Genomic DNA, 19,376 nt, shown 5'->3' on the forward strand with positions numbered 1-19,376 from the left:
GGGGGTGAGGTTCATTCTGGCATGGGGTTTTCAGGGCGGGGTTGTGTGCGGATGAGGGTGTTGCGGATGGCGGCGCGGTCGGGTTTGCCGGGGCCGCGTTGGGGTAGGTGGGGTAGGACGATGGTGTGGCGGGGGATGGCGTGTGGGGGGAGGGTTTCGCGGGCGGCGGTCAGTGCGGTGGGGATGAGTTGTTGAAGGTGTTTGATGTGGGTGGGGTTGGTGGGGGCGAAGGCTGCGGCGACGGTGGTTCCCCATTCGGGGTGGGGTATTCCGGTGACGTGAATGGTTGTTCCGGGGGGTAGGTGTGGGGCGAGGGCCTTTTCGACGTGGGTGGGGAGGACTTTGAGGCCGCCGGTGTTGATGATGTCGTCGGTGCGGCCTTCGAGGGTGAGGGTGCCGTCGGGGTTGATGTGTCCGATGTCGTCGGTGAGGTATGTGCGGGTGCCGTTGGGGTGGTGTGTGAAGGGTGTGTTTGTGTTGAGGGTGAGGGTGGTGGGGTTGTCGGTGGGGTTGAGGTATCCGTGGGCGATGTGGGTGCCTGTGAGTTGGATGCGTGTGGGGGTGGTGGTGTTGTTTGTGAAGGTGATGGTGGTGTCGCCGATGGGGTGGCCGTTGTAGACGCAGCCGCCGCAGGTTTCGCTCATGCCGTATGTGGTGATGAGGTTGATGTTGTGGTCTTTGGCGCGGTTGATGAGTTCGGTGGGGGTTGCTGCGCCGCCGACGAGGATGGCGTCGAGTTGGCGCAGTGTGGTGATGCCTTCGGTGGTGTTTAGTAGTCGGGCGAGTTGGGTGGGGACGAGTGAGGTGTAGTGGGGGGTGTTGGGGGTGGTGGTTTGGGCTTGGTGGAGGGCGGTGGCCAGGTGTGTGGCAGTGAAGCTGGTGGTGCGGTGGATGGGGATGGGGTCATGGCCTGCTGCGAGGGATCGCAGGATTACTTGCAGTCCTGCGATGTGGTGGGGTGGGAGGGTGAGGATCCATTGGCCGGGGCCACCGAGGGCGTGTTCGGTGGCGGTGATGGAGGCATGGAGTGCTGTGGCGGTGCAGGTGGCGAGTTTGGGGGTTCCTGTTGATCCGGAGGTGGAGATGGCGAGGGTGGCTTGGGGTGGGAGGTTGGTTGCGGTGGTTGCTGTGGTGGGGGGTGTGTGGTCGGAGGCGGTGGGGATGAGGAGGGGGGTGTTTCCGTCGAGGGCGTGTCGGAGGGTGGTGTAGGCGGGGGTGAGGTCGCCGTGGGTGGGAATGGTGAGGGGAGTTATGGGGGTGGTGGTTGTGGGTTCCGGCACGGGGTCACCCTACTCATGTGCGGGTGGATGGGTGCGGGGTTGGGGGGTGGTGGTTGTGTTGTTTTTTCGGGTGGGGGTGGTGTTGTTGAGGGTGGTGCGTAGGTGTTCGCATGCTTTGGCGAGGGGTTTGGGGAGGGTGAAGAGGAAGGCGAGGGTGGGGATGCGGCGGAGGATTTTTTCTAGGAGGACGCATCCGGCGATGACGATGGTGGTGGCGAGGATGGGGTAGAGGAAAACGGCGCAGGGGATGCTGCGGATGGTGCTGCCGAGTCCGGTGCTTAGGCCGAGGGTGATGAGGTTGAGGATGGTGGCTAGGGGGATGTGGAGGGTGTAGATGCCGAGGGTGTGGTGGCCGAGGTAGGTCAGGGGGGTTGCTAGGTGGGGGATGCGGACGAGGCATCCGACGAAGCCGACTGCGGTCAGGCCGAGGGTGATGTAGAGGAGAGCGATGAGGGTGGCGTAGCCGGGGCCGGGTGGGGCGAGGCTGAGGAGTCGGGTCATGCCGATGGGTTGGTAGATGGCCCAGGAGGTGATGGCGGTGAGGATGGTGAGGGGTGGGCTGCTTGCCATGCGGGTGAGGATGGCGCGGCCGTGTACGCCTAGGCCGAAGAAGATGGCGTAGGTGAAGGCGCGGGTCCAGAGTGCGCTTTCGAGTGACCAGGCCTGGACGGCGATGAGGTGGAGGATGAAGAGTGTGGTGAGGGTGATCCAGGGGGGTACGCGTCGTAGTGCGGTGAAGAGGAGGATGTAGGTGGATAGGGCGAAGAGGTACCAGAGGTAGGTGTTGGGGAGCCAGAGTTGGATGAGCCACTGGTCGAGGGAAGCGACTTTGTGGGGGGTGGGGAAGTCTGGTGGCATGCAGAGGATGAAGATGCCGTAGGTGATGAGCCAGATGGTGTAGAGCCAGTAGTTGGTGGCGGCGCCGAGGATGGCTTTGCCGCGGCGGAATCCTCGGTGGATTTTTCCGGATGCGAGTACGCCGGAGAGGGCGAATAGCAGGGGCATGCGGATGATGGAGAGGATTTGGTTGATGCGTGCCCATCGTCCGGTTTCGAGTCCGCCGACCCAGGCCATGAGGTAGTAGTGGCCGATGGTGACGTGGAAGAGGACGACGAGGATGACTGCGACGGCGCGTGAGGCGTCGATCCAGCGGAGTCGTGGTGGTGTTGTGGGGGTGGGGGAGGGGTGTGGAGACGGTGAGGTGGCGTGACTGCTCACGTCGGTTGGGGTTCCCTCTCGGTGTGTTGGTGCGGGTGCGTTGGGGGCGGGGTTCATCCTAGGCAGGCCGCGTCGGTGGGGCTGCTGTGGGGTTTTGTTAGGGGAGTTGGTGTTGACGCTACGGATGTGGGGTGCGGTGCGGCAAATGTGCTGGTGAAGTGATGTGCGACTGAAGGGGTAGATGGTGTGCGACTTTGGGGGTAGTTATGTGGGGGTGAGTTTGGGGCCGGGGGTGGATTACCGAGGGGTGGACGAGTGGTGACACTGATTTTTATGAAGATGAAACAAATGTGTGTAGGTATGGCAGCGCTGTTTGTAAGCGCTAGTGGTTTTTGTGTGTATGCAAATGCGAAACCTGAAGATGTGAGGGTGTGCGGGATTACTACTCCAAAGAGGTTGAATACCGGTTGGATTCTTCAGATCCTCTGGGGAAGGTTTTCCCCTTGAAGAGGGACGGTCTGAATGGTCCCATGATTGTTTCTGAAGAGGTGTCCGATTCGACATGGAGTAAGAAAATGATCGCTGGTGCAGGTCCGATGGTTTCGGCTACTGCTCCTGCTTCGGGAACTTTGCATTGCAAGATTATTGATCATGAGGGGAAAGTGATTGCTCAGCAGGAGGGAGTAAACGGGCAAGAGGTGAAGTGTCAGGTGCATCGAATAAAGGATTCATCACAGTAGTGATGAAGAATTCTTGGGCACTGTGAGAACTTCTATCTTGCGAAAGTTCAGATAAAGGAAGGTTAGAAGTACCAGGGGAAGGGGCTCCAGTCGGGGTTGCGTTTTTCAAGGAATTGGTCGCGGCCTTCGATGGCTTCGTCGGTCATATAGGCCAGTCTGGTGGCTTCTCCGGCGAATACTTGTTGGCCCATGAGCCCGTCGTCGGTGAGATTGAATGCGAATTTGAGCATGCGTTGGGCTTGGGGTGATTTGCTCAAGATTTCGGTGGCGACGCGGATGGCTTCGTGTTCGAGGTCGTCGTGGTCGGTGACGATGTTGACGGCGCCCATGCGGTGCATGTCTTCGGCGGTGTATTCGCGGCCGAGGAAGAAGATTTCGCGGGCGAATTTTTGGCCCACCATTTTGGCGAGGTAGGCGGAGCCGTAACCGGCGTCGAAGGAGCCTACGTCGGCGTCGGTTTGTTTGAAGCGGGCGTTTTGGCGGGAGGCTATGGTGAGGTCGCAGACGACGTGGAGGGAGTGTCCGCCGCCTGCTGCCCAGCCGTTGACGACGGCGATGACGATTTTGGGCATGGTACGGATGAGGCGTTGCACTTCGAGGATGTGGAGGCGGCCACCTTCGGCTTTGGTGCGTTGTTCGTCGATGTTGGTGTGGGATTCCTCGCCGGTGGTGGCGTCTTTGCTGGCGTATTGATATCCGGATCGTCCGCGGATGCGTTGGTCTCCGCCGGTGCAGAAGGCCCATCCGTTGGTGGTGGGGGATTTGCCTGGGGTGGGGTGGGGGCCGTTGCCGGTGAGGAGGATGGTTCCCACGTGTGGGGTCATGCGGGCGTGGTCGAGGGCGCGGTAGAGCTCGTCGACGGTGTGTGGTCGGAATGCGTTGAGAACTTCGGGTCGGTTGAAGGCGATGCGCACGCAGCCCAGGGGGCGTCCGGGGACGGGGCCGGGGGCGGTGCTGCGGTGGTAGGTGATGTCGGTCAGGTCCTCGAAGCCGGGAACTGTCTCCCATGTAGTGGGGTCGAAGGTCTGTGACACGGTGTCCATGTGGCAAGCCTAGGCTTGCGGTGTTGTTCTGGTGGGATGCGACTTTGGGGGTAGGTGGGGTGCGACTTTAGGTGTAGGGGTGTCAGGTGGTTTGCAGACTGGGGGCGGATGACCGGTGGGGTGGTACAGGGAAAAACTGGTTGTCATGAGGAGGCAACGATTTTTTGTAGGTGTGGCGGCGTTGTTTATGGGGGCTAGTTTTATTTCTGCGTATGTAGACCCGATTCAGCAGCAGGAGTCTTACTCCAAAGAGACTGTGTACAGGGTGCAGTCTTCGGGGGCTGTGGGGGATCGACCGTGAGGGGGAAACGGTCGCGCAGCAGGAGGGGTCTAATGGAAAGTGAAGGCAGCTGTGTCGCATTGGCTGGCTAGGTAAGGCCCAGAAAAAGAGCTGTGGGGTGGGTCTAGCCTTGAGTGCATGCCGATCCCTGAACATGTTGCGAGGTTGCGGGCCAAGGTGGGGCACGATCTGTTGTGGCTGCCGGGTGTGACTGCTGTGGTGGTGCGTGAGGGTGGTCGGGGGGTGGAGGTGGTGTTGGTGCGTCGTTCTGATAACGGTGAGTACACCCCGGTGACTGGGGTGGTTGATCCGTTGGAACCCCCTGCGGTGACGGCGGTGCGTGAGGCGAAGGAAGAGGCGTGTATTGATGTTGAGGTTGAGCGGTTGATCGCTGTGCGAGTGACGCCGGTTGTTACTTATCCCAATGGTGATCAGTCTGCTTATGTTGATGTTGCTTTTCGGTGTCGGTGGGTAGGTGGTGTTCCGCGGGTGGGAGACGATGAGTCTTCTGAGGTGGGGTGGTGGCCGGTGACAGATCTTCCGCCGATGGAGGGTCGTCATCGTGAGGCGATTGAGATTGCGTGTCGTGATGATGGTGAGGTCGTTTACGACTGATGCGTGTTCTTGTGCACACGATTGCGCTATGTGCTTGCTAACCGGTCGCATTGGCCGATGAGGAGGCAGGACTGTCCTAGTCTCCGCCCACGGCCGTGGGTGGTGTCGTGGTGAGGAGCGCAGCATGCAACGACGGATTCTCGTGGTACCCGCCGGTCATCGGGAGCCTGTGACTCCTGTGTGTCTAGGCCTGGTTCAGGCGCTGTCCGAGACGCGTGTGAATGTGGCTTATGCCAAACCCATTGCGCAGGAGTTCAGCAAGGGTAACGAGGATCAATCTGTTGAGGTGTTTCGGTTGGTGACGCGGTTGCGTCCGCCACAGCCGGTTACTTCTGATACCGCGATGCGTAATTACGCCATGTATGGCAGTGACACTATGCTGTCTTCGGCGCTTTTTGAGATGCGTGATGTTTTGGCGCATGAAGCGGTGGTTTTTGAGGGGCTTTCCCCTATTCGCGGGACTTCTTTGACGAATCAGTTCAATGAAGAGTTTGCCGTGGGTGTTGATGCTGATGTGCTTCTTGTTGCCACAGCTGCCGAGGGTTTGGCCGAAGTTGTTGATCATGTCGCGATGGCTGCGCGTCCTTTTACTGACCGTCGCCCAGGCCGGGTTATTGGCGTTGTCATTGTCGGTATTCAGGATGATGACAAGGGGCTGCTGGGTGATGTTCAGCGTGATCTTGAAGCCCGGAATTTGCAGGTTGTTGCTGCTGTTCCGCATAGTCCTCAGCTTGAGCGTTTGCGGGTGCGTGACATTGTTCATCAGCTGCGTCTGACGGTTGTTTCTGAGGGCGATATGGATCGTCGTGTTGAGCACACGATGATCGCTGCTCAAGGTATGCCAGGTGTTGTGGACCGTACCGCTGAGGCGGGGCGTTTTGTCATCACCCCTGGTGATCGTCCGGATGTTCTTATGACTGCTGCTCTTGCTGAGATTAAGGGGGTTCGTCCAGCGGGTGTGCTTCTGACGAGCGGTCTTTTGCCTAGCGAGAATGTGATGAGTTTGTGTGCGCCAGCGTTGGAGGCGGGTATGCCTTTGTTGGCGACGGATGACTTCACGTATGAGGCGGCTTCGGCGGTGAACGGCATCCAGATGCAGATTCCCGCTGATGACGAAGAGCGTGCACAGATGACGAAACAGACGTATGCCGAAGCGTTTTCTACTGAGTGGCTCCGCGGTTTGCAGGAGAATGAGCAGCCACGTCGCGCTACATATATTCAGTTGCGGGCTTCGGTGATGGAGCGGTTGGGTACTAAGCGTTACGCCACAGCTTTGCCTGGTCCTGTCACTGTCGACATGCTCCGTTCTGCCCGGGCGTTGCTCGATTTCGGTATGGCTACGTGTTTGTTTGTTGGGTCTACTGAGCAAATTGGTGAGGTTGCTGCTCTTCACCACATCCCTATGCCTGATGCGGCGCAGATCATTGATGTTGCAAGCCCTGCTCCTGAGGTTGTGCGCTATTTGGCGGCTAAACGTGGTGTTGAGGAACAGGTGGCTGTCCGAGATTTGGCTGATCCGCTTACTTACTCCATGGTTTTGCTTGCGATGGAGGAAGTGCAGTCTGTGGTGGGTGACCGTATCGATACCGGTTCGGATTTGGTGCGTTTGGCTGACGAACTTATCGGTTTGTCTCCTGGAGTTACTTCGGTGGGGACCAGTACGTATCTTCTCGATAAGGAGTCCATCCAGATTTATGCTGGCCCTGCCTATGGGGAGAACGCCACGGTTGAGCAGATTGTGATTTCGGCTGAGCTGGCGGCTGATCGCGCTATTTCTTTGGGTATTTACCCGACGGTTACGTTCGTTTCTGAGGGGGATTGTTCTGCAGGAACTCTTGAGTTGATGACTCAGTGCCGGGACCTTCTTGTTACTCGACGTCCTGATTTGGCTGTTGCAGAGCCGATTCAGCTTAAAGAGTTCTTTGACCGTCCGCTTGAGGGGGGTGTGCGTTCTGGTGGTGGTTCTGTTGGTAATGCTTCGGTTCTTGTGTTCCATTCGACTCAGGCTCGAGAGCAAGCGCTGCGTGAGGCCCAACGGCATGTTGAGGGTAGCCGGGTTGGCCCGTTGCTGAATGGTTACGCCAAGCCATTTGCGGGGTTGCCGCAGCGTGGTGGTGGCCCAGAGATTACGGACACGATCGGTTTAACGGCGGTTCTCACGGATCGCGCCTGAGCCGGTGTGCCGGCGGGTGGAAATGAGTAGGTAGTGGATGCGTCGTTCTGTTCTAGGCGCCAGGATAGGACGATGCATTCTTCTGTGCCTTCGCTGCGTTCTGCGTGTGTGTCTTCTTGGCCAACTTTGGCGGAATTGCTTGATGCCTCGTGTGTGGTCCGTATTCCTATGAACACGCGTTTCCGTGGGGTGACTCATCGGGAGGCCATGCTTTTTCGAGGGCCTGCTGGCTGGGGGGAATGGTCGCCTTTTGTGGAGTATGGCCCGGCGGAGTCCTCACGGTGGTTGGCTGCGGCGATTGAGGCTGCCTGGTGCGGCTGGCCTGAACCGGTTCGTGAAGTTGTTCCGGTTAATGCCACGGTTCCAGCTGTGCCAGCTAGTCGAGTGCCGGACATTCTCGATCGTTATGACGGGTTCGCTGCAGTGAAGGTCAAGGTGGCTGAGCAGGGGCAGAGCCTAGCTGAGGATGTGGATAGGGTTGCAGCGGTCCGGGATTATGTTGGAGCGGATGTTCCGGTGCGTCTAGATGCTAACGCGGGTTGGGATGTGCGCACTGCGGTGGAGGCTATTGCTGTGTTGTCGCGGTACAGCCTTGAATATGTAGAGCAGCCTGTGGCTGAGGTGGATGATTTGGCGCGTCTTCGTCGCGCTCTTGTAACGGCGGGTTGCAGTGTGCGTATCGCTGCTGATGAGTCGATCCGTAAGGCGGAAGATCCTTTACGAGTTGCTCGTGCTGAGGCCGCTGATCTCATTGTGGTCAAGGTGGCGCCGTTGGGGGGTGTGCGCCGTGCTCTTGAGATTGCTGAGCAGGTGGGATTGCCGACTGTGGTGAGTAGTGCTTTGGATACTTCGGTTGGTATTGGGGCTGGGGTGGCGCTTGCGGCTGCGCTTCCAGAGCTTGAGTTTGCGTGTGGTTTAGGCACGGTTGCGTTGCTGGCTGGGGATGTATCGCGTAGTTCATTGGTGCCTAGAGGGGGTGTGCTTCCGGTGGGGTCTGTGGAGGTGGATTCAGGTTTGGTGGAGCAGTTTGAGGCGCCCGTGGAGCGGCTGCAGTGGTGGCATCAACGGCTGGGGAGCGCTTATCGCTATGTGTGTGATTCTCCAGGACTTTGAGGGGAGGGATTTCAGGTGGGCGAGGTTCCTGTAAATGTGAAGAGTGGTCTTTTCGAGAAAGTCAGATTATTTTTGTAAATATTTTTTTACAGAAAATCTGGTTACTGGGGCTACCTATTTGTGTCTTACGTCACTTTGAGTGCTTACGTCCTGATGGTAGCTGTGTTTTGGATGGGGTGTGCTGCTGCTTACTGCTAGCTCCCCTGCCATCTCGAGTGAAAGTCACTGGAGATGGCATCGGAGGCCCCAGTGTCCTAGGCGGGTTCTTGGGGGAGAACAGCTCAATAGTTTCAAGATTTCTTTGTCTTGGTCGATCCTTATCTCTTGTATAGGTCAAGATTTCGGTGTGGTTATACGGAGTCCGTGCCGCTGCGTCCGCTGGTGATAACACTGGGTAAATAAAAATATATGAGGGCGATCGACTGACTCCTTGATACCCGGTTGCCATTGCCCTTCATCTTCTTAGAGGAAAGGTCCGGTCGTGTCTATCGCTGATATCACCGCCAAGGTTCCGGCATTAGCTGAAATGCAGGAGACTCTTTACAAGCACCTCCATGAGAACCCTGAACTTTCTATGGTCGAGACTGAAACTCGTGCACTCATTGTGGGCAAGCTCACTGAGTACGGTTACGACGTCAAGGAAGTTGGCGGCGGCGTGGTGGGAGTCCTGGCGAATGGTCAGGGGCGCACCGTCTTGTTCCGTGCAGATATCGATGCTCTTCCCGTGCAGGAAGCAACCGGCCTTGACTACGCCTCAACAAAGGTCATGAAAGACCAGGACGGCATCGAACAGCCCGTTATGCACGCGTGCGGTCATGACATGCATGTCGTCGCTGGCCTTGGCGCTGCCCAGCTGCTTGCCGAGCATAAAGACACCTGGAGCGGTACATACATTGCCCTCTTCCAGCCTGCAGAAGAAACTGCTCAAGGCGCCCAATCCATGGTGAATGCCGGACTCATTGAAGCGATTCCAAAGCCCGATGTGTGTCTAGGGCAACATGTTTTGGCTTCTCCCGTAGCTGGCAAAGTAGCGGTCGCGTCCGGGCCGATCCTGTCAACCGCTGTGTCTGCCAAAGTTACTGTGTACGGAAAAGGCTCCCACGGATCAATGCCGCACTTGGGAGTTGACCCGGTCTTGCTGGCCTCCTCCATCGTTGTGCGTTTGCAGTCAGTGGTGGCCCGCGAGATTGCCCCCGGCGATTTCGGAGTCATCACCGTCGGTGCGCTACAGGCCGGACAAAAAGCCAACATCATTCCTGATCGTGCTGAGCTGCGGATCAACTTCCGTGCTTACTCCGAGGACATCCGGGACCAGCTCGTTGAGGCGATGGAACGCATCGTCAAATCCGAATGCGAGGCTTCGCGCAGCCCCAAAGAACCAGAGTTTGAGTACTCCGACAGTTATCCGCTCACCGACAACGATGAACAGGCTGCCCTGGCTGTCACCGAAGCTCTTCGTGAAGGACTGGGGGCCGAGCGTGTTGAGTACATGCTTCCCGTCACTGCTTCAGAAGATTTCAGCAATATTCCTCGCGCTTTCGACGTGCCCTACGTCTATTGGGGTCTCGGTGGATATACCGAAGGTTCCCCGGTTTATCCGAACCACAACCCGAGTTTCGCGCCAGCTATCCAACCGACGCTGACCACCGGCACTGAAGCTGCCGTTTCGGCGGTCCTTGGATTCCTCCGCAAAGCGTGATCTCCCCTCGGGTGGGTCGTTACCTTCCCGTTCACCCAACCGGCGCCTTTCCCCGCGGCGTCTGAGAAAGAAGGTCCCCTACATGAATGCCACTAACACCACCCCACCGGTGGGTTATCAAGGCACGGAAAAGCTCCTTTGGGGCATCGTGCTTGCTGTCATCACGTTTTGGTTGTTCGCTGGAACAGCTGGCACGGTGGCTCCGGCCATCATGGCTGACGTTAATGCTGGCGGAGTCCAACACGTCGATGCATCAGCGATGAACTTGGCAGTGAGTATCACTGCCCTGTTCTCAGGCCTGTTTATTGTCCTCATGGGTGGAACGGCCGACAAGGTTGGCCGAGTCAAGATCACCCAGGTCGGAATCATTGCGGGCATCATCGGGTCTGCGCTGCTGCTGTTTGCTGCAGGGCCTGCCGCGTTGCCATTGCTCCTGGTGGGGCGTGCCATCCAGGGATTCTCTGCAGCCTGCATCATGCCTGCCTCGATGGCGCTTGTGAAGTCTTACTGGGATGGCCCGGCACGACAACGTGCAGTATCAATGTGGTCTATCGGTAGCTGGGGTGGTTCTGGTCTTGCTGCTCTTTTCGGTGGGTTTGTTGTTCAGTACGTTGGTTGGCGCGGCATTTTTGCTGCCTCGATTGTTATTTCAGTGATCGCGTTCGTCATGATCTTGGGGACTCCCGAAAACAAGGTCGCTCACACTGGCCAGCGAGCCGCGTTCGACATCGTGGGTCTTCTCTTGTTCATCGTCGGCACGTTGTCGCTCATGATCGTGCTGCTTTTCGGTAAGAAGCTCGGTTGGGGTAGCCCCACAGTCCTCGGTTTGGCAGTTCTTGCTCTTCTGGCCTGGGGGACATTCGTTTTCGTTGAGCGTGGCAAAGCTAACCCGTTCATTGATTTCGCGCTTTTCAAGAACACGACTTTCACTGGGGCCACCCTCAGTAACTTCTTGCTTAACGCCACTATTGGCATGCTCATTGTCAGCCAACAGCTCATTCAGCTCGCTGGCCGTAAAGCCGACGGGACGGCATACACCGCGTGGGATGCGGGCCTGCTCACCATTGGTTACGGCGTTTTCATCATCGCGTTCATCCGTGTCGGTGAGAAGCTGCTGCAACGGTTCGGTCCCCGCAAACCGATGCTGTGGGGAACTTTCATCGTCATCGCAGCATGCTTGCTTCTGATGATGACGCACGTACTCATTGGCCAGTACGTGATTATGGCGATCATTGCTTACTGCCTTTTCGGCTTCGGTCTGGCGTTCTACGCCACGCCATCGACTGACGCTGCTCTCTCGAATCTCCCGGCAGCGCAAGCTGGTTCAGGAGCCGGTATCTACAAAATGGCTTCCAGCCTCGGTGGCGCTATCGGTGCGGCAGTTTCTCTAGCAGTTTTCACTGCGATGACGAGCGTGCCTGCAGACATCGTTGGCCACGTCCTCCACATGCAGGGACGTGCCGACAATATGAGCTTGCGTCAAGCTGGCATGATCGCTCTGGGCGTTAACCTTGTCTTCCTTCTTTTGGCAATCATTTCGATTGTTATGACTGTTCCTAAGGGAATTGGCAGGAAAGATCAGAGCCAACCAGAAGGCAGTGCCGCTCCGGCACCACAGCCCACACTGGATGAGGAGAAAGCGGCTGTTTTAGGGCGTCTTTCTGAACTTCCGCTCTCCAGTCTTAAGGATCTTGAAGGACGTGCCTACAAGAAGTAGGGGCTGCTTCAGTCCAACTAGGTGGTCGCTCGTCTCGTGAAGAGGGGAGCGGCCACCTAGTTTTTTTATTTTGTCTGGTTGCCCCTGCCTGGGTTTGTTATTGAGTGGTGGTGCAGTCGCGTTCGACGATCAGGAAAGCTGGGCTGTCCGCGACACTGGTCAAGATGCCGATGGTTTCAGGGCCGTGCCCATCGAGTTTGAGTTCGCGGCGGAATGTTTCGGGGGTGATGCGTCCTCCGCGTCGTTTGAGAGTGAGTCGTCCGCTGCCGCGTTTGCGTAGCCAGGCTCGGACGTGTTTGGGGTTGGGTTTCATGGCGGCGATGACGGTGTATCGGGTGGCCCAAGGCAGTTCGGTGCGGTTGGGTGAGGCGACGTAGCCGACGTGAGGGGCTAGCTCGGTTCCGTCGACGGCGGTGGTGAGGGCGCCGGTGAGGTCGGCGGCGATGATGGCTTTGTCGGGTTCGTAGAGGTGTGTTCCTTCGCTGGGGAGTGTGGTGGCGTAGGAGTGGGTGGTGGGTGTGTCGTTTTGATGAACGTGGATGGGTGGGTGGTTGCCCAAGATGGTGGCGGTTCGGCCGGGTTGTTCGGCCAGGGGGCCCCACCAGATGGCGCATTCGAGGACATCGCCGTGCAGGGAGGTCCATTCGGCTTGGGTTCCGGCAGGGATTCGGTTGCGGGGGAATGCGGGGGAGAGTTTGGCACCGGTGGCTGGGATCTGAGCGGCGACGGATTCGACGAAGGACCACGGTGGGCTGATGGTGTCGAGGTTGTGCAGGCGGGTGGCTTTGCCGCTGGAGGTGCTGTGGGTGGTGTCGCGGCGGGCTGGATCGAGCCAAATGCCGGTGTGGGTGGTGTCAGTGGGTAGGGGGGTGTCTTCGGCGAGGCCTGTGTGTGCTTCGGCGTGGGGGAAGTGGCGCAGGTTGAGGGCGGCTAGGGCTGCGGTGGCGGGGTCTGCGTCGATGGCGGTGACAGCGATGCCCAGGCTGGCGAAGGTCATGGCGTCGGAGCCGATGCCGCAGCCGAGGTCGTGGATGTGGTGGATGTTGGCGCGTACGTAGCGGTGTGCGTGGTGTGCGGCGATTTCTAGGCGGGTGGCTTGTTCGAGGGCGTCGGGAGTGAAGAGCATGCCGTCGGCGAATTCGCCGAATTTGTCGGCTGCTTTGGCGCGTAGGCGGGATTGGGTGAGTGCGGCGGCGATGAGGTCGGCGGGGTAGCCGGCGTTGCGTAGTTCGGTGTTGAGGGCGGTGGCGTGGTTTTCGTCGTATGGGGGGAGGGCGGCCAGCAGGCTCCATCCTTGGGGTGAGGCGAGTTGGTGCACTGTGGCGAGGTCCATGTGCTCATCTTCTCGTGTTGTGTTGGGTTGGGCGATTTATGCACGTCGGGTTAGGGGTGGGGAATTATTTCTGGCACTCGAGTTGACCGAGTGCCAGACCAGGCCTAAATTCAGAGTTAGCACTCGTGATGTTCAAGTGCCAGCTTTGCGAGGGTGTGTGAGGTTCGCCGGTGGCGGTCCGGAGCAGCTCGCGGGTTGGCGTGCATACGCGGGTACGGCGACCGGGGCTTGCGAGTTCGACCCCCGCGACGGCGTTCGCGCACCCGGCCTCCGACAATCATCGAACTTGCCCGCACTGGGTGTGGGCCCGATCGGAAGGTCGAGAACATGTCGGTTTCTCTTAAGCCGCTCGAAGACCGCATCGTCGTCAAGTCCAGCGAGGCGGAGCAGACCACGGCTTCCGGCCTGGTTATTCCGGACACCGCTAAAGAAAAGCCCCAGGAGGGCGAGGTCCTGGCTGTGGGCCCGGGCCGTTGGAACGAGAAGGGTGACGCTCGTCTTCCCCTCGACGTCAAGGTCGGTGACAAGGTCATCTACAGCAAGTACGGCGGCACCGAGATCAAGGTTGGTGGCGAGGAGTACTTGATCCTGTCGGCCCGCGACATTCTGGCCGTCGTCGCCTGATCCAGCGCAGTTCCGAGCACGGCGCGGGCCCATCGAGGCTCGCGTCGTGATCGCTATCCGCTTCCCGGTGTGGGGGCGGAGTATCTCGTCGTAGCAGCGCAAAGGTAAGGATTCTCATGGCTAAGACTCTTGAATTCAGTGACTCCGCGCGTAAAGCGTTGGAGCGGGGTGTGAACGCTCTTGCGGACACGGTCAAGGTCACGTTGGGCCCCAAGGGCCGCAATGTGGTTCTGGACAAGTCGTGGGGCGCTCCCACGATTACGAACGACGGTGTGACGATCGCTCGCGAGATTGAGCTGGAGGACTCGTACGAGAACCTCGGTGCTCAGCTGGCCAAAGAGGTCGCCACCAAGACGAACGACATCGCTGGTGATGGCACCACGACCGCAACGGTTTTGGCGCAGGCTATGGTGAACGAGGGCCTGCGTAACGTGGCTGCCGGTGCTGGCCCGGCTGCGTTGAAGCGCGGTATGGACAAGGCTGTGGCAGCGGTGAACGACCGTTTGCTCTCCAACGCCCGTGAGGTTGCTGGTAAGGACGAGGTTGCTCAGGTTGCTTCCTTGTCTGCTCAGGACACCGAGATCGGTGGCCTGATCGGTGAGGCTTTCGACAAGGTCGGTAAAGACGGCGTGATCACGGTGGAGGAGTCGCAGACTTCTTCCACAGGCCTTGAATTCACCGAAGGTATGCAGTTCGACAAGGGCTACCTCTCCCCGTACTTCGTGACGGACACCGAAAACATGGAGGCCGTCCTGGAGGACGCCTACGTGTTGATTAACAGCGGCAAAATCTCTTCGGTGCAGGATTTGCTTCCGGTTCTGGAGAAAATCGCCCAGTCCAAGAAGCCGCTGCTCATCATCGCCGAGGACGTTGAGGGCGAAGCCCTGTCTACGCTGGTTGTTAACCGCATGCGCGAGATCCTGAAGGTCATTGCGGTTAAGGCCCCCGGTTTCGGTGACCGTCGTAAGGCAATGCTGCAGGACATCGCTACTTTGACGGGCGCGACTGTCATCAGCGAAGAGGTTGGTCTGCGTTTGGACCAGGCCGAGTTGGACATGCTCGGTACTGCTCGTCGTGTCGTTTCCACCAAGGACAACACCACCATCGTTGATGGTGGCGGCGCACAGGAGGAGGTTGATGCTCGCGTTGCCCAGATCAAGGGCGAAATCGAGCACACGGACTCTGACTGGGACCGCGAGAAGCTGCAGGAACGCCTGGCCAAGCTTGCTGGTGGCGTCTGCGTGATCCGCGTCGGTGCATACACCGAGGTGGAGATGAAGGAAAAGAAGCACCGCATCGAAGACGCGATCGCCGCAACTCGCGCTGCGATCGAGGAGGGCATTGTCGCCGGTGGTGGCACGGCTCTGCTGCACGCTTCTGTTGCCATCGATGAGCTGGGTCTGACCGGTGACGAGGCCACTGGCGCGAACATCGTGAAGAAGGCCACGGCTGAGCCGCTGCGCTGGATCGCTGAGAACGCAGGTCTGCAGGGCTACGTCGCTGTGGCGAAGGTCTCCGAACTTCCGCTCGGTCAGGGCCTGAACGCTGCGACGGGCGAGTACGGCGAGCTCATCGGCAACGGCATCATCGACCCGGTGAAGGTTTCCCGCTCGGCGCTGCGTAACGCCGCATCGATTGCTTCCATGGTTCTGACCACTGACACGCTCGTGGTGGAGAAGAAGGAAGAAGAGCCCGAGACCCACGGTCACGGCCACGGACACGGCCACTGAGTGACCTGAACAGCTAGTTGTGAAGCTGGCTAGTTAAAAAGGTGGCGGCCCCGCACCAGTGATGGTGCGGGGCCGCCCTTGTGTGGTTGTGCATCTAAAGCACGAGGAATACAGCGCTTGCGAGGACGAACCCAACGACTGATTGGATGGTTTGTTGCAGGGTCCAGGTGCGCAGTGTTGTTGCAACGTCCATGTTTAGCAGTCGCCCAACGAGCCAGAAACCGGAGTCGTTGACGTGGCTACCGAAAACGGATCCGCTGGCTGTGGCGAGAGCGATAGCGACAACTTCTCCGGGGCTGTAATTAGCTGCGGCAACGGAGGGCGCCAAGAGCCCAGCGGTAGTGATGAGAGCGACGGTTGCTGATCCTTGGGCGATGCGCATAGCTACGGAAATGAGATATGCCGCGATGATGAGGGGCAGGCCGAGGTTGGTCAGGGATTGGGACAAAGCTGCCCCGATCCCCGATTCGCGTAGGACGCCACCGAACATTCCGCCTGCACCAGTGATGAGAACGACTGAGCAGATAGGCCCTAGTGCGGAGTCGAGGAGTTTTTCTAAGGCGGTGCCATCGTTGCCGCGGCGGTGGCCCAGCAGGATTAGCGCGGTCAGTACGGAGATGAGTAGTGCGACGGGGGAGGAGCCCAGCGTGGTGAGGATGGGGTACCAGGCTGCTTTTTTGTCAACGAATCCGGCTGCGCGCAGATAGTCCAGTCCGGTGTTCATGAAGATGAGCAGCATCGGCAGCAGCAGAACGAACAGGACAGTACGGACTCGGGGTGGGTTGGTGACGGAGGTGTTGGTTGTGTCGCCGAAAAGGGTGGTGGGTGCGGGGAAGGGGTAGGTGTGGGCGCAGATGCGTCCCCAGATGATTCCAGAGATGTACCAGGTGGGGATGGCTACGAGTAGTCCCAGGGCGAGGAGAAGGCCCAGGTCTGCTCCGTAGGTTTCGGATGCAGTGACTGGTCCTGGGTGTGGTGGGACAAAGACGTGCATGACGGAGAAAGCGGCGATGGCTGGGATGGCGTACTGGAGGATGGGGCGCTGAAGCTGGGTGGCGATGGCGAAGATGACGGGCAGCATGACGATGAGGCCAGCGTCGAAGAACATGGGGAAGCCCATGAGGAGTGAGGCGATGCCCAGAGCGGTGGGGGCGTGTTTTTCGCCGAAGAGGCGGACGAGTCGTTCAGCGAGGATATGGGCGCCGCCGGAGTGTTCGACGAGTTTGCCGAGCATGGCGCCGAGTCCAACGAGAAGGGCAACGGAGCCGAGTGTTTTGGAGAAGTTTTCAGTCAGGGTGGGGATGATGTGGCTGGTGGGGATACCGGTGGCGAAGGCGGTGAGAAGACTGACGAGGATGAGGGTGAGGAATGCGTGGAGGCGGAATCCTATGACGAGGATGAGGATCACGGCGATGGCTGCAGCTGCGATGCCAAGTAGTGGCCCGGCGCTCATGGTTTGGGTCCAAGTGTTCATTGGTGTTCCTTGGGCAAGGTGAGGTTTGGATATTGCGTTCATTGTGGTGTGTGGGCATGAGACGAGGGCGGTCTCGCTGGGTGTGCGGGACCGCCCTCGGAGGATGTGGCTTTAGCTGGCGCGGCTGCGGCGGGCAGTGTTGCTGTGTTCTTCGCGTTGGGTTTCGGTGAGTCCTCCCCAGACGCCGTAGGGCTCGTTGACATCGAGGGCGTGTTCGCGGCATTGGGGTTGCACAGGGCAAGAGGCGCAGATTTTTTGGGCTGCGTGATCCCGGTTGCGGCGGGCGGATCCGCGTTCGCCTTCGGGGTGGAAGAAGATGGCGGGGTCGGCGTTGCGGCATGCGGCGTGTAGTTGCCAGTCCCATATGTCGGCGATAGGGCCGGGGAGGCGGGTCGCGTTGGTCATTGGTTTTCCTTGTGCGTTCTGGTGTGAGTCTGTAGCGGTGAGGCGGATGTTCCTTTGTGAGGTGGCGCCTGGGGTGAACGCTGTGGGTGGTGTGGTCGTGTGTGTGGGTCGCTTTTGAGTTTGATGCCTCAAATTATTATTCGGCAGGAGGCTGGATTTGGGCTGGGTAATTCAGTTGTGTCGGGTGCGAATTAGAATTGTTTGAGGCTGTGGGTGGTGTGGGCTGTGTTGTGGACCTGTTCGGCGTGTCCGATATTCTTTTGAGTGGGTGTTGCACTGTCTTGGGGGTGTTGGTGTGACCTTCCGGCTCGTCCGTCGTGCCAGTGGCGGTGGGTCTCAATCGTCAGGAGCAGGCTTAGTGACCATTCCTTTTCGCGGAGCTCGGAAGAAAAATTCCGAGGCGGATGCTTCCCGGGCAGTAACGCCCTGGGGTGCTGCCGCGATGGGGTCAACGGGCGAGGTTTCTCGTCTGACTGAGTTGGCGCTCGCTGCGAAGAGTGGGGCGGATTCCATTTCGCGGAACGAGTTAATGCGGATTGTGCGGGAGCGCTCGTTCCGGTATGCGCGTGCACGGCTCGGTCGTTTTCCTCGGGCAGCCAGTGCTTCTGAGGATGTTGCTCAGGAGGTGTGCGTGGCGGTTCTTATGTCGTTGGAGAAGTACGATCACCGCGGCGTGCCTTTTGAGGCGTTCATGTATTCCATCTGTTCACGCAAAGTGGCGGATGTTCAGCGTGTCTCTATGCGGCAGCCGGTTCCGACGGATGAGTTCCCGGACCGGGAAGATTTGGTTCCAGGGCCGGAGGAAACGGTTGTCACGGGCATTGATGCCCAGGAGGCGGGGGCGCTGATCAATAAGCTCAAACCAGCGGACCAGGAGATTCTTCACCTGCGTATCGCTATGGGGTTGTCTGCCGAAGAAACGGCGAGATCTTTGGGGAAGACCGCGGGAGCGGTCAGGGTCGCGCAGCACCGGGCGATGAGTCGTTTGCGGGAGCTGTATGCGGCGCAGTTCGAGGAGGAACAGTGATAGCCGGGGGAGAAAGTCTCGACCTGGAACAGGTTCGAGCTGATGATGAGTTTTTGGATCGTCTCGCAAATCGTGAGTGTGCCTCTGATGAGGGTCTGGAAGCTTTATTGGGGGCCTGGACGAGGGAGATTGACGAAGACGCAGACGAGATGGCGGGTACGCCACCTGCGTGGTGTGGTGAGCGGTTGCTGCCCAAGCCGCGGTCATTGCGGGCCACACGTGTAGTTGCGGTAGCTGGGGCTGTTGTTGTGACGCTGTCTGGGGGGATGGCAGCGGTGGCGTTGAATGTTCCTACGCAGGGTTCTGCTGGACCCTTGGGTGTGGTGCGTCAGGCAGTGCGGAGCATGTTGCCTGGTTCGGGGGATGTGGCGGCTGTTCCTGATGGTTCGTCGCCGGTGATTTCTGTTCCGACTGCGGGTTCGATATCTATCTCGCCTATGCCTGGGCGGCCATTGCTGGTGGTTCCTTCGGTGGGGATGCCTGGCGTGCCGGGGGTGACGATGGGTGATCCGAGCGCTTTGGGCAGCGCGATTGCGCCTGTTCAGCCTAGTGATGAGGGTGTGGGGCCGACTTCTGTTCCGTTGGTTCCTACGCGTCCTGAGGATGGTTCGGGTAGCCGTCCGGGGGTTCCTTCAGATAGCGGTAAAGGCAAAACGGGGCCAACTAAGGAGCCTGCGCCTACCTCCAGTGATCGTCCGGATCCGAAGCCGACCAGTAGTGCACCTACTGCTACTCCTTCTGCTCCGCCGAAGGATTCGAGTTCGGTGACGACTCCAGGCGGGGTAGTGCCTTCAGGAACAACGTCTTCGCATACGCAGAGCTCTCCGGCTACTTCTACCAGTGTGGCTACTCCTACGAGTGCTGTGTCTGAGAAGTCTTCGGGGACTGGATCTGCTTCAGTTGCTGAGCCTGGGAAGTCTTCCACGGATGGGAAGGGCACCACTTCTGTCGAAGAGGCACGGTGA

The 19,376-nt window shown here is 59.0% G+C and carries 17 protein-coding genes; 11 read left to right on the forward strand and 6 right to left on the reverse strand.

The window, feature by feature from the left end; genetic code table 11:
* Positions 1 to 11: 11 nt before the first annotated feature.
* Complete coding sequence (locus tag DXZ77_RS00135; protein ID WP_115028991.1) at positions 12 to 1,280, reverse strand: AMP-binding protein; 1,269 nt, start codon at positions 1,278 to 1,280, stop codon at positions 12 to 14.
* Between the two features lie 9 nt (positions 1,281 to 1,289).
* Positions 1,290 to 2,498, reverse strand: coding sequence for an acyltransferase family protein (locus tag DXZ77_RS00140; RefSeq protein WP_181815970.1), 1,209 nt, complete (start codon positions 2,496 to 2,498; stop codon positions 1,290 to 1,292).
* A 443-nt stretch (positions 2,499 to 2,941) separates the two neighbouring features.
* Here DXZ77_RS00140 and DXZ77_RS00145 point away from each other — a divergent pair, with 443 nt between their 5' ends.
* Positions 2,942 to 3,178: a hypothetical protein gene (locus DXZ77_RS00145; RefSeq protein ID WP_147279120.1), complete on the forward strand. Its 237-nt coding sequence runs from the start codon at positions 2,942 to 2,944 to the stop codon at positions 3,176 to 3,178.
* Positions 3,179 to 3,240: 62 nt separating this feature from the next.
* On the opposite strand, the gene DXZ77_RS00150 is transcribed toward DXZ77_RS00145, so the two are convergent.
* Complete coding sequence (locus DXZ77_RS00150; protein WP_115028997.1) at positions 3,241 to 4,221, reverse strand: 1,4-dihydroxy-2-naphthoyl-CoA synthase; 981 nt, start codon at positions 4,219 to 4,221, stop codon at positions 3,241 to 3,243.
* Positions 4,222 to 4,366: 145 nt separating this feature from the next.
* Between DXZ77_RS00150 and DXZ77_RS11955 the strand changes: the two genes are divergently transcribed.
* The 6 genes from DXZ77_RS11955 (at position 4,367) to DXZ77_RS00180 (ending at position 11,818) form a co-directional block, all read left to right on the forward strand.
* Positions 4,367 to 4,522 (forward strand): hypothetical protein, encoded by a 156-nt coding sequence (locus tag DXZ77_RS11955; RefSeq protein ID WP_181815971.1) that lies wholly within the window; start codon positions 4,367 to 4,369, stop codon positions 4,520 to 4,522.
* Positions 4,523 to 4,639: 117 nt separating this feature from the next.
* Positions 4,640 to 5,116 (forward strand): NUDIX hydrolase, encoded by a 477-nt coding sequence (locus tag DXZ77_RS00160; RefSeq protein WP_115029001.1) that lies wholly within the window; start codon positions 4,640 to 4,642, stop codon positions 5,114 to 5,116.
* 124 nt (positions 5,117 to 5,240) lie between these two features.
* Complete coding sequence (locus DXZ77_RS00165; RefSeq protein ID WP_115029003.1) at positions 5,241 to 7,289, forward strand: phosphotransacetylase family protein; 2,049 nt, start codon at positions 5,241 to 5,243, stop codon at positions 7,287 to 7,289.
* Between the two features lie 72 nt (positions 7,290 to 7,361).
* Entirely contained in the window at positions 7,362 to 8,402 is a 1,041-nt protein-coding gene (locus DXZ77_RS00170; RefSeq protein ID WP_181815972.1) for an o-succinylbenzoate synthase, read from the forward strand.
* Positions 8,403 to 8,883: 481 nt separating this feature from the next.
* Positions 8,884 to 10,101 carry an amidohydrolase gene (locus DXZ77_RS00175; RefSeq protein ID WP_258553046.1) on the forward strand — a complete coding sequence of 406 codons (1,218 nt, stop codon included), beginning with the start codon at positions 8,884 to 8,886 and terminating at the stop codon, positions 10,099 to 10,101.
* Between the two features lie 82 nt (positions 10,102 to 10,183).
* Positions 10,184 to 11,818 carry an MFS transporter gene (locus DXZ77_RS00180; RefSeq protein ID WP_115029006.1) on the forward strand — a complete coding sequence of 545 codons (1,635 nt, stop codon included), beginning with the start codon at positions 10,184 to 10,186 and terminating at the stop codon, positions 11,816 to 11,818.
* Between the two features lie 97 nt (positions 11,819 to 11,915).
* Here DXZ77_RS00180 and DXZ77_RS00185 read toward each other — a convergent pair whose 3' ends face one another.
* Complete coding sequence (locus DXZ77_RS00185) at positions 11,916 to 13,151, reverse strand: THUMP-like domain-containing protein (protein ID WP_115029008.1); 1,236 nt, start codon at positions 13,149 to 13,151, stop codon at positions 11,916 to 11,918.
* A 327-nt stretch (positions 13,152 to 13,478) separates the two neighbouring features.
* Here DXZ77_RS00185 and groES point away from each other — a divergent pair, with 327 nt between their 5' ends.
* The gene (groES, locus tag DXZ77_RS00190) at positions 13,479 to 13,775 is read left to right on the forward strand and encodes a co-chaperone GroES (protein WP_028327602.1); all 297 of its coding nucleotides are present in this window, start codon (positions 13,479 to 13,481) and stop codon (positions 13,773 to 13,775) included.
* Positions 13,776 to 13,891: 116 nt separating this feature from the next.
* On the forward strand, positions 13,892 to 15,505 hold the full coding sequence (groL, locus tag DXZ77_RS00195) for a chaperonin GroEL (protein ID WP_115029010.1): 1,614 nt from the start codon (positions 13,892 to 13,894) through the stop codon (positions 15,503 to 15,505).
* Positions 15,506 to 15,599: 94 nt separating this feature from the next.
* On the opposite strand, the gene DXZ77_RS00200 is transcribed toward groL, so the two are convergent.
* Both DXZ77_RS00200 and DXZ77_RS00205 read right to left on the reverse strand, forming a co-directional pair.
* Positions 15,600 to 16,979 carry a GntP family permease gene (locus DXZ77_RS00200; RefSeq protein ID WP_115029012.1) on the reverse strand — a complete coding sequence of 460 codons (1,380 nt, stop codon included), beginning with the start codon at positions 16,977 to 16,979 and terminating at the stop codon, positions 15,600 to 15,602.
* A 111-nt stretch (positions 16,980 to 17,090) separates the two neighbouring features.
* Positions 17,091 to 17,384, reverse strand: a complete 294-nt coding sequence (locus DXZ77_RS00205; RefSeq protein ID WP_115032318.1) for a WhiB family transcriptional regulator — start codon at positions 17,382 to 17,384, stop codon at positions 17,091 to 17,093.
* Between the two features lie 358 nt (positions 17,385 to 17,742).
* On the opposite strand from DXZ77_RS00205, the gene DXZ77_RS00210 reads away from it, so the two are divergent.
* Positions 17,743 to 18,411: a sigma-70 family RNA polymerase sigma factor gene (locus DXZ77_RS00210; RefSeq protein WP_258553047.1), complete on the forward strand. Its 669-nt coding sequence runs from the start codon at positions 17,743 to 17,745 to the stop codon at positions 18,409 to 18,411.
* Complete coding sequence (locus tag DXZ77_RS11550; RefSeq protein ID WP_147279121.1) at positions 18,408 to 19,376, forward strand: hypothetical protein; 969 nt, start codon at positions 18,408 to 18,410, stop codon at positions 19,374 to 19,376. The genes DXZ77_RS00210 and DXZ77_RS11550 overlap by 4 nt, the downstream gene beginning before the upstream one ends.

The sequence above is a fragment of the Dermatophilus congolensis genome (assembly GCF_900447215.1).
Classification (GTDB): Bacteria; Actinomycetota; Actinomycetes; order Actinomycetales; family Dermatophilaceae; genus Dermatophilus; species Dermatophilus congolensis_A.